Genomic DNA, 6,636 nt, shown 5'->3' on the forward strand with positions numbered 1-6,636 from the left:
GGGCCGGGGTGGGTGGCGGGGATGTGGGATGCGCCACACGGGCCATGCTGACGCCAGTAGTTACCGGCGAGTAGCATCCGAGGGACCACGCCCGTGCCGGCAAGGAGGCTCAAGTGCCCCGTGAAGTTCGGGATGTCGTCTTCGTAGACGGCGTCCGCACCCCGTTCGGCAAGGCGGGTGGCATGTACGCCAACACCCGCGCCGACGACCTGGTGATCCGCTGCATCCGCGAACTGCTGCGCCGCAACCCGCAGTTGCCGCCGGAGCGGGTCGAGGAGGTCGCGATCGCCGCCACCACGCAGATCGGCGACCAGGGCCTCACCATCGGCCGGACCGCCGCACTGCTCTCCGGTCTGCCCAAGACCGTGCCCGGCTTCGCCATCGACCGGATGTGCGCCGGGGCGATGACCGCCGTCACCACCGTGGCCGGGGGCATCGCCATGGGGGCGTACGACATCGCCATCGCCGGCGGGGTCGAGCACATGGGCCATCACCCGATGGGCGAGGGCGTCGACCCGAACCCGCGCATCCTGGCCGAGAAGCTGGTCGACCCGTCCGCCCTGGTGATGGGTGCCACCGCGGAGAACCTGCACGACCGGGTACCGCACATCACCAAGGACCGCACCGACGCCTTCGCGCTCGCCTCCCAGCAGAAGACCGCCAAGGCGTACGCCAACGGCAAGCTCCAGCCCGACCTGGTACCGGTGGCGATCCGCGACCCGGAGACCGGCTGGGGTCTGGCCACCGTGGACGAGGCGCCCCGGGACACCTCGCTGGAGAAGCTGGCCAGCCTGAAGACCCCGTTCCGCCCGCACGGCAAGGTCACCGCCGGCAACGCGGCCGGGCTGAACGACGGCGCCACCGCCAGCCTGATCGCCGCCGAGTCGACCGCCCGTGAGCTGGGGCTTCCGGTCGCCATGCGGCTGGTGTCGTACGGCTTCGTCGGCGTCGAGCCGGAGGTGATGGGGGTCGGCCCGATCCCGTCCACCGAGAAGGCCCTGCGGCTGGCCGGTCTGCGCATCGACGACATCGGCCTGTTCGAGCTGAACGAGGCGTTCGCCGTGCAGGTGCTCGCCTTCCTGGACCATTTCGGCATCGCCGACGACGACCCCCGGGTCAACCAGTGGGGTGGCGCCATCGCCATCGGTCACCCGCTCGCCTCCTCCGGCGTACGGCTGATGACCCAGCTCGCCCGGCAGTTCGCCGAGCACCCCGAGGTCCGCTACGGCCTCACCGCCATGTGCATCGGTATCGGCATGGGCGGCACGGTCATCTGGGAGAACCCGAACTGGGAGGGCAAGGCCAAGTGAGCACCCCGCAGAACCCGAACGAGGTGGTCACCCGGGCGCTGCTGCGCCTGGTGGACGTACCCGGACTGACCAGGCCCGCCGCCCTGATCACGCTCGACAACGGGCTCGACCACACCAAGCCGAACACCTTCGGCCCGGCGGGTCTGGCCAGCCTGGACACCGCACTCACCGAGGCGTTCGCCGCCGATCCGGCGTTCGTCGCGGTCACCGGCAAGCCGTACATCTTCTGTGTCGGCGCGGACATCACCGGCCTGCCGCTGCTGCCGGACCGGGACGCCGCGCTCGCGGTCGGCCGGCTCGGACACCGGGTCTTCGCCCGGCTGAAGGACAGCACCGTCCCCACCTTCGCCTTCGTCAACGGCGCGGCGATGGGCGGTGGCCTGGAGCTGGCCCTGCACTGCCACTACCGGACGCTCTCCGGCGGCGCGGCGGCGCTGGCCCTGCCCGAGGTGTCGCTGGGTCTCGTCCCCGGCTGGGGTGGTACCCAGCTGCTGCCGAACCTGATCGGCATCCCGGCGGCGACCCAGGTGATCATCCAGAACCCGCTGATGCAGAACAGGATGCTCAAGCCGAAGCAGGCCGCCGAGATGGGCATCGCGGACGTCCTGCTGGAGCCGGCGGACTTCCTGGAACGGTCCCTGGAGTGGGCTGCGGGCGTGGTGCGCGGCGAGGTGACCGTCACCCGGCCCGAGGTCGACCGGGACATGTGGGCCGGCGTGCTCTACTTCGCCCGGCAGACCCTCGACCAGCGGCTGCACGGCGCGGTGCCGGCCGCGTACAAGGCGCTCGACCTGCTCGACACCGCGAAGGACGCGGACTTCGCCGCCGGCACCGCCGCCGAGGACGAGGCCCTGGCCGACCTGGTGTTCAGCGAGGAGCTGCGCAGCGGCCTGTACGCGTTCGACCTGGTGCAGCGGCGGGCCAAGCGTCCGGCCGGCGCGCCGGACAAGGGGCTGGCCCGCCCGGTCACCAAGGTGGGCATCGTCGGTGCCGGTCTGATGGCCAGCCAGCTCGCGCTGCTCTTCGCCCGTCGCCTCCAGGTGCCGGTGGTGATGACCGACCTGGACCAGGCCCGGGTCGACAAGGGCGTGGCGTACGTGCACGCCGAGATCGAGAAGGCGGTCGGCAAGGGCCGGATGGACAAGGGCACGGCCGCGAAGCTGTACGGCCTGGTCAGCGGCTCGGTCGACAAGAGCGTGTTCGCGGACGCCGACTTCGTGATCGAGGCGGTCTTCGAGGACCTGAACGTCAAGAAGCAGGTCTGGGCCGAGCTGGAAAAGATCGTCTCGCCGGAGGCGCTGCTGGCCACCAACACCTCGTCGCTGTCGGTCAGCGCGATGGCGGCGGAGCTGGAGCACCCGGAACGGGTGGTCGGCTTCCACTTCTTCAACCCGGTGGCCGTCCTGCCGCTGCTGGAGATCGTCCGGGGCGAACGGACCGACGACGCCAGCCTGGCCACCGCCTTCGCGGTCGGCAAGCAGTTGCGCAAGTCCTGCGTACTCGTCTCCGACGCCCCGGCATTCGTGGTGAACCGGCTGCTCACCCGCTTCCTCGGCGAGATCTTCGCGGCGGTGGACGCGGGTACCCCGCTGGAGGTGGCGAACGGCGCGCTGGACCCGCTGGGTCTGCCGATGCGCCCGCTGGCCCTGCTCCAGTTGGTCGGTCCGGCGGTCGCCTACCACGTCGGCGGGACGCTGCACGCCGCCTTCCCGGACCGGTTCGCGGTCAGCGAGAACCTGAAGCGGATCGCCGACGCCGGCCAGCCGATCGTCGTCGACGACGAGATCAACGCGGAGGTGGCGAAGCTGCTCGTGGTCGGGGACCAGCCGTCGACCGCCGAGCAGGTACGCCAGAACGCGCTCGACGCGCTGGCGCAGGAGATCCGGCTGATGCTGGACGAGGGTGTGGTGGCCGAGGCGCAGGACATCGACCTGTGCATGATCCTCGGTGCCGGCTGGCCGTTCCACCTGGGCGGTGTCACGCCGTACCTGGACCGGACCGGCACCAGCGAGCGGGTCACCGGCAAGCGGTTCCTGCCGAAGGGCGCTGCCAGCCTGTAGGCGCGCAAGGGCCCCTTCCTATCGCTTTTCGCATAGGAAGGGGCCCTTGCTAACGCCCGTGTTCTAACGCCCGTGCCAAAGCAGCCGACGTACTGCGGCTACTCAGCCGGCGCGTTCCGCCGTACTGCGCAGGACGCAGAACTCGTTGCCCGCCGGGTCGGCGAGTACCACCCAACCGGTGCCGTCCGGTCGCCGCTGGTCGTCGACCTGCCGGGCGCCGAGGCCGACGATCCGGGCCACCTCCTCGTCCCGCGTACAGTCGACCGGCTCCAGGTCGAGGTGGAGGCGGTTCTTCACCGACTTGCCCTCGGGTAGGCTAGATTAGGTAAGAACCGTTGGGTACGCTGGCCCTATGGCAGCGATCAGCCCCTATCCCCCGATCGTCACGTATTCCCACGTCGCGCTGTACACGCGCATCAGTAAGGACAAGTACGGCAACGCCGAGACCTGCTTCGATCAGGAGGCGATCGGTCGTAGGTACTCCGACAGGATGTGGCCGGGCGTTCCGGTGGTGGTGTACTCGGACCCGGATCTGTCGGCGTTTGAGGACGGTGTCTACCGGCCGGGATTCGAGGCGTTGAAGGAGGCCATCGGAGCGGGGCTGGTGTTGCACCTGTGGGCGGTGGAGCAGACCCGGCTGGAGCGGCAGGAAGCGCCGTGGTTCCACTTGGCCGCGCTGCTGGACGCGGCGGGGATCGAGTTGCTGCACACCCACCGCGACGGGATCGTGCGGGTGCAGGACGAGGTGGCGGGCATCAAGGCGGTACTCGCGGCGGCCGAGGTACGCAAGATGAAGAAGCGGATCGCCGACAAGTTCGACGCCCAGGCCGCGCGGGGCGTCCCGCCGGGTTCGCGGCCCTACGGCTATGTGCATGGCCGGTTGGACAACGGAGACCGGACCTATGTGATCGTGCCGGAGCAGGCGGAGGCGATCCGTGAGGCGGCGGGCCTGGTCCTGGACGGCTGGTCGTTGGAGAACATCGCGCGCCGGTTCCGCGACCGTGGCCTCAAGGGCGCGCACCTGGTGAAGGTGCGCGACGAGAATGGTGAGGTCGTCACCGATGAGTCCGGCCGGGTGCGGACCCGCGCTTCGGAGGTCACCGCTGCTGCGATCAAGGGGATGGTGACCAGCCGGGCGGTCGCCGGGATCAACGTGCGGCGTGGTGAGGAGGTCGGCGACGGCAACTGGACGCCTATCCTGGACAAGGCTGTGTGGCGGCAGGTGCGGGCGAAGCTGGCCGGCGGCCGGAAGGTCACGACGGTCAACGGCCGCGAGTACGTGATCAGCGACAAGCATCGGGGGCGCACCCCGGTCCGTAAGTATCTGCTGACCGGTGGCACCGGCGTATGCGGAGTGTGTGAAGCGGAGCTGGTCGGGTCGGACAAGCAGTTGCGCAACAAGTCTCGCGGCGTCTACACCGTCCCGTATCTGTTCTGCCATCCGAAGACCGGCGGCAAGGCGTGTGTGGGCATCATGGCGCTGCCGACCGAGGAGCACGTGATCGCGGAGCTGTTCGACGAGATCAAACGACGCCAGGATGACAAACTCATCGATGACGGCGCGGTCGGGGCTCGCCGGGAGGAGATCACGCGGGCGCTGGATGACGTGGACGAGCAGCGCAAGGATCTGGCGCGCATGTGGGCGTTGCGTCAGCTGAACGGTGTGGAGTGGGCCGAGGCGCGGGCGGCGCTGGACGCCGAGCAGTACCGGTTGAACGGCGAGCTGCGGGCGCTGCCCAGCCCTAGCCAGGGCCGTGATGCGACGGAGATTCTCGCCGACTGGGCGGTCATGACACTGGACGAGCAGCGTGAGGTGGTGCGGGACTACATCGACAAGGTGGTCATCGTGAGGGCCAGGCCGGGGTTGCAGCGGTTCGACTCCGACCGGGTGAAGATCATCTGGCGGAAGCCGCTGCGTGCCCGGCCTGGCGACTGATGTCAGGACGTGGCCTCATGTGGGTTCTGGGTTCTCGTTTTCTGCTGTCGAGGTGGGGTCGTCCGGGTGTAGCTCGGCGGGGACGTTCCAGCCGCGGGCGATGAGTTCGGCGACGAGCCCGCGACTGAGCCGGGGTCGCTGATCTATCGGCATCGCCAGTCTGCGGCGGCGTGCGGATCGGAAGATCCGCACGGCTTGTCTGCCGACCGGCGATGGCTCCGGCGGCGTGGGCGTGGTGGCGTGGCTGCCGGACCGAGTGCCGACCTCGTCGGGCCGCGCGGCGGCGCTCGGGTGGAAGCTGGGTTGTGGACTGGGCGGCGCCTGGTGTTGAGGGGTCGGGGTTCCGGCGTCAGTGGCCGGTGCGTCTTCGGCCATGCAACTCTGTGCGCGTGCGTGTTGGACTGGGGCTCGGTGCTGTGTTCACTGGGTTCTCCTGTTCTGCGCCTCGGGGGCGCTTCGTGGTCGCCGTGACGGTCGCGGTGGAAGCTCAAGTGGTCAGGGTCGATGTAGGGCAGGTCGATGAGGCGTTGCCGTCCAGTGCTGGCGCCGAAGACCCGCCACACGCCATCGGCGGGGTCTTGCCGGTGCCGTTGAGGTAGTCGGATGCGGTAGTGGCGATGATCGCTGGGGGCCGGTCGGCGTAGGCGGCGCGGAGCCGGTCGTGCCAGTGCCGCTCACGCAGCACGGTCGGCAGCACGAACAGCACCGGCCAGCATGGCGCGTCAAGCCACCGCTACTGGCCGGTGACCACGCCCGCTTGCACGGCGGCGTACGCGCCAGTTCTCCGCGCGACGCGCCGTGGTCCCTGGGGCGGTCACGTTGTGTGGTCGGGAGAGCCGTGTGGGGTTGCTGGAGGGTACTCGGTGTCGTGGTGGGTGTCGGTGTAGGGCAGGTCGATCAGGTGTAGTCGACCGGTGGCGGGGCCGGCTATCTGCCAGACCTGGTCGGCGGGGCTGGCGTTGAGGGCGGTGCGGAGTTCGGCGGTGGTGGTGGCGATGATCGCCTGCAGGTGGATGCCGGTGAGGCGGTGGTGCAGGTTCGCCTCGCGTCGGGCCGAGGGTAGGTGGAACAGGACCGGCCAGGTCCAGGTGCTCATCGTGTGGAGCCGTTCGTACTTGGCGATCTTGGTGGTGAGGATGTCGAGGCGTTCGCGGCCGGTGTCGTACTCGAGGAAGAACGGCACGGACCGTCCGTGTTCGGTCCACACGGCGGCGCCGTCGGGGCGGGGTAGGCCGGTTGGTCCGTGGACCATGATCTGCGGGTTGCCGCCGTGGCGGTAGAACACGCCGGGGTCGTGGAAGGCGGAGGCGGGTTGCCAGCGGTCCAGGCT

Annotated in this window: 5 protein-coding genes and 1 pseudogene; 3 read left to right on the forward strand and 3 right to left on the reverse strand. The window is 69.7% G+C overall.

Annotated elements, in window-relative coordinates; translation table 11 throughout:
- The first annotated feature begins 113 nt into the window (after positions 1–113).
- Together GSF22_RS28595 and GSF22_RS28600 are read left to right on the forward strand one after the other, a co-directional pair.
- Positions 114–1,310, forward strand: coding sequence for a thiolase family protein (locus GSF22_RS28595; RefSeq protein WP_208816912.1), 1,197 nt, complete (start codon positions 114–116; stop codon positions 1,308–1,310).
- Positions 1,307–3,370: a 3-hydroxyacyl-CoA dehydrogenase NAD-binding domain-containing protein gene (locus GSF22_RS28600; protein ID WP_208816914.1), complete on the forward strand. Its 2,064-nt coding sequence runs from the start codon at positions 1,307–1,309 to the stop codon at positions 3,368–3,370. The genes GSF22_RS28595 and GSF22_RS28600 overlap by 4 nt, the downstream gene beginning before the upstream one ends.
- Before the next feature lie 102 nt (positions 3,371–3,472).
- Here the strand turns inward: GSF22_RS28600 and GSF22_RS28605 are convergent.
- Positions 3,473–3,688, reverse strand: a pseudogene (locus GSF22_RS28605) (VOC family protein); the annotation flags it as partial.
- A gap of 34 nt (positions 3,689–3,722) precedes the next feature.
- Between GSF22_RS28605 and GSF22_RS28610 the strand changes: the two are divergent.
- Positions 3,723–5,306, forward strand: coding sequence for a recombinase family protein (locus GSF22_RS28610; RefSeq protein WP_208816918.1), 1,584 nt, complete (start codon positions 3,723–3,725; stop codon positions 5,304–5,306).
- Between the two features lie 487 nt (positions 5,307–5,793).
- Here GSF22_RS28610 and GSF22_RS28615 read toward each other — a convergent pair whose 3' ends face one another.
- Together GSF22_RS28615 and GSF22_RS28620 are read right to left on the reverse strand one after the other, a co-directional pair.
- Positions 5,794–6,012 carry a hypothetical protein gene (locus GSF22_RS28615; protein WP_208816920.1) on the reverse strand — a complete coding sequence of 73 codons (219 nt, stop codon included), beginning with the start codon at positions 6,010–6,012 and terminating at the stop codon, positions 5,794–5,796.
- A 108-nt stretch (positions 6,013–6,120) separates the two neighbouring features.
- The coding region (locus GSF22_RS28620) for a replication-relaxation family protein (RefSeq protein WP_208816922.1) at positions 6,121–6,636 on the reverse strand (516 nt) is incomplete at its 5' end.

It is taken from the genome of Micromonospora echinofusca (assembly GCF_017614955.1).
Classification (GTDB): Bacteria; Actinomycetota; Actinomycetes; order Mycobacteriales; family Micromonosporaceae; genus Micromonospora; species Micromonospora echinofusca_A.

Bases quoted from the DNA above. Each gene is read 5' to 3' on its own strand.
- GSF22_RS28610 (WP_208816918.1), top strand. From the start codon at position 3,723: ATGGCAGCGATCAGCCCCTATCCCCCGATCGTCACGTATTCCCACGTC.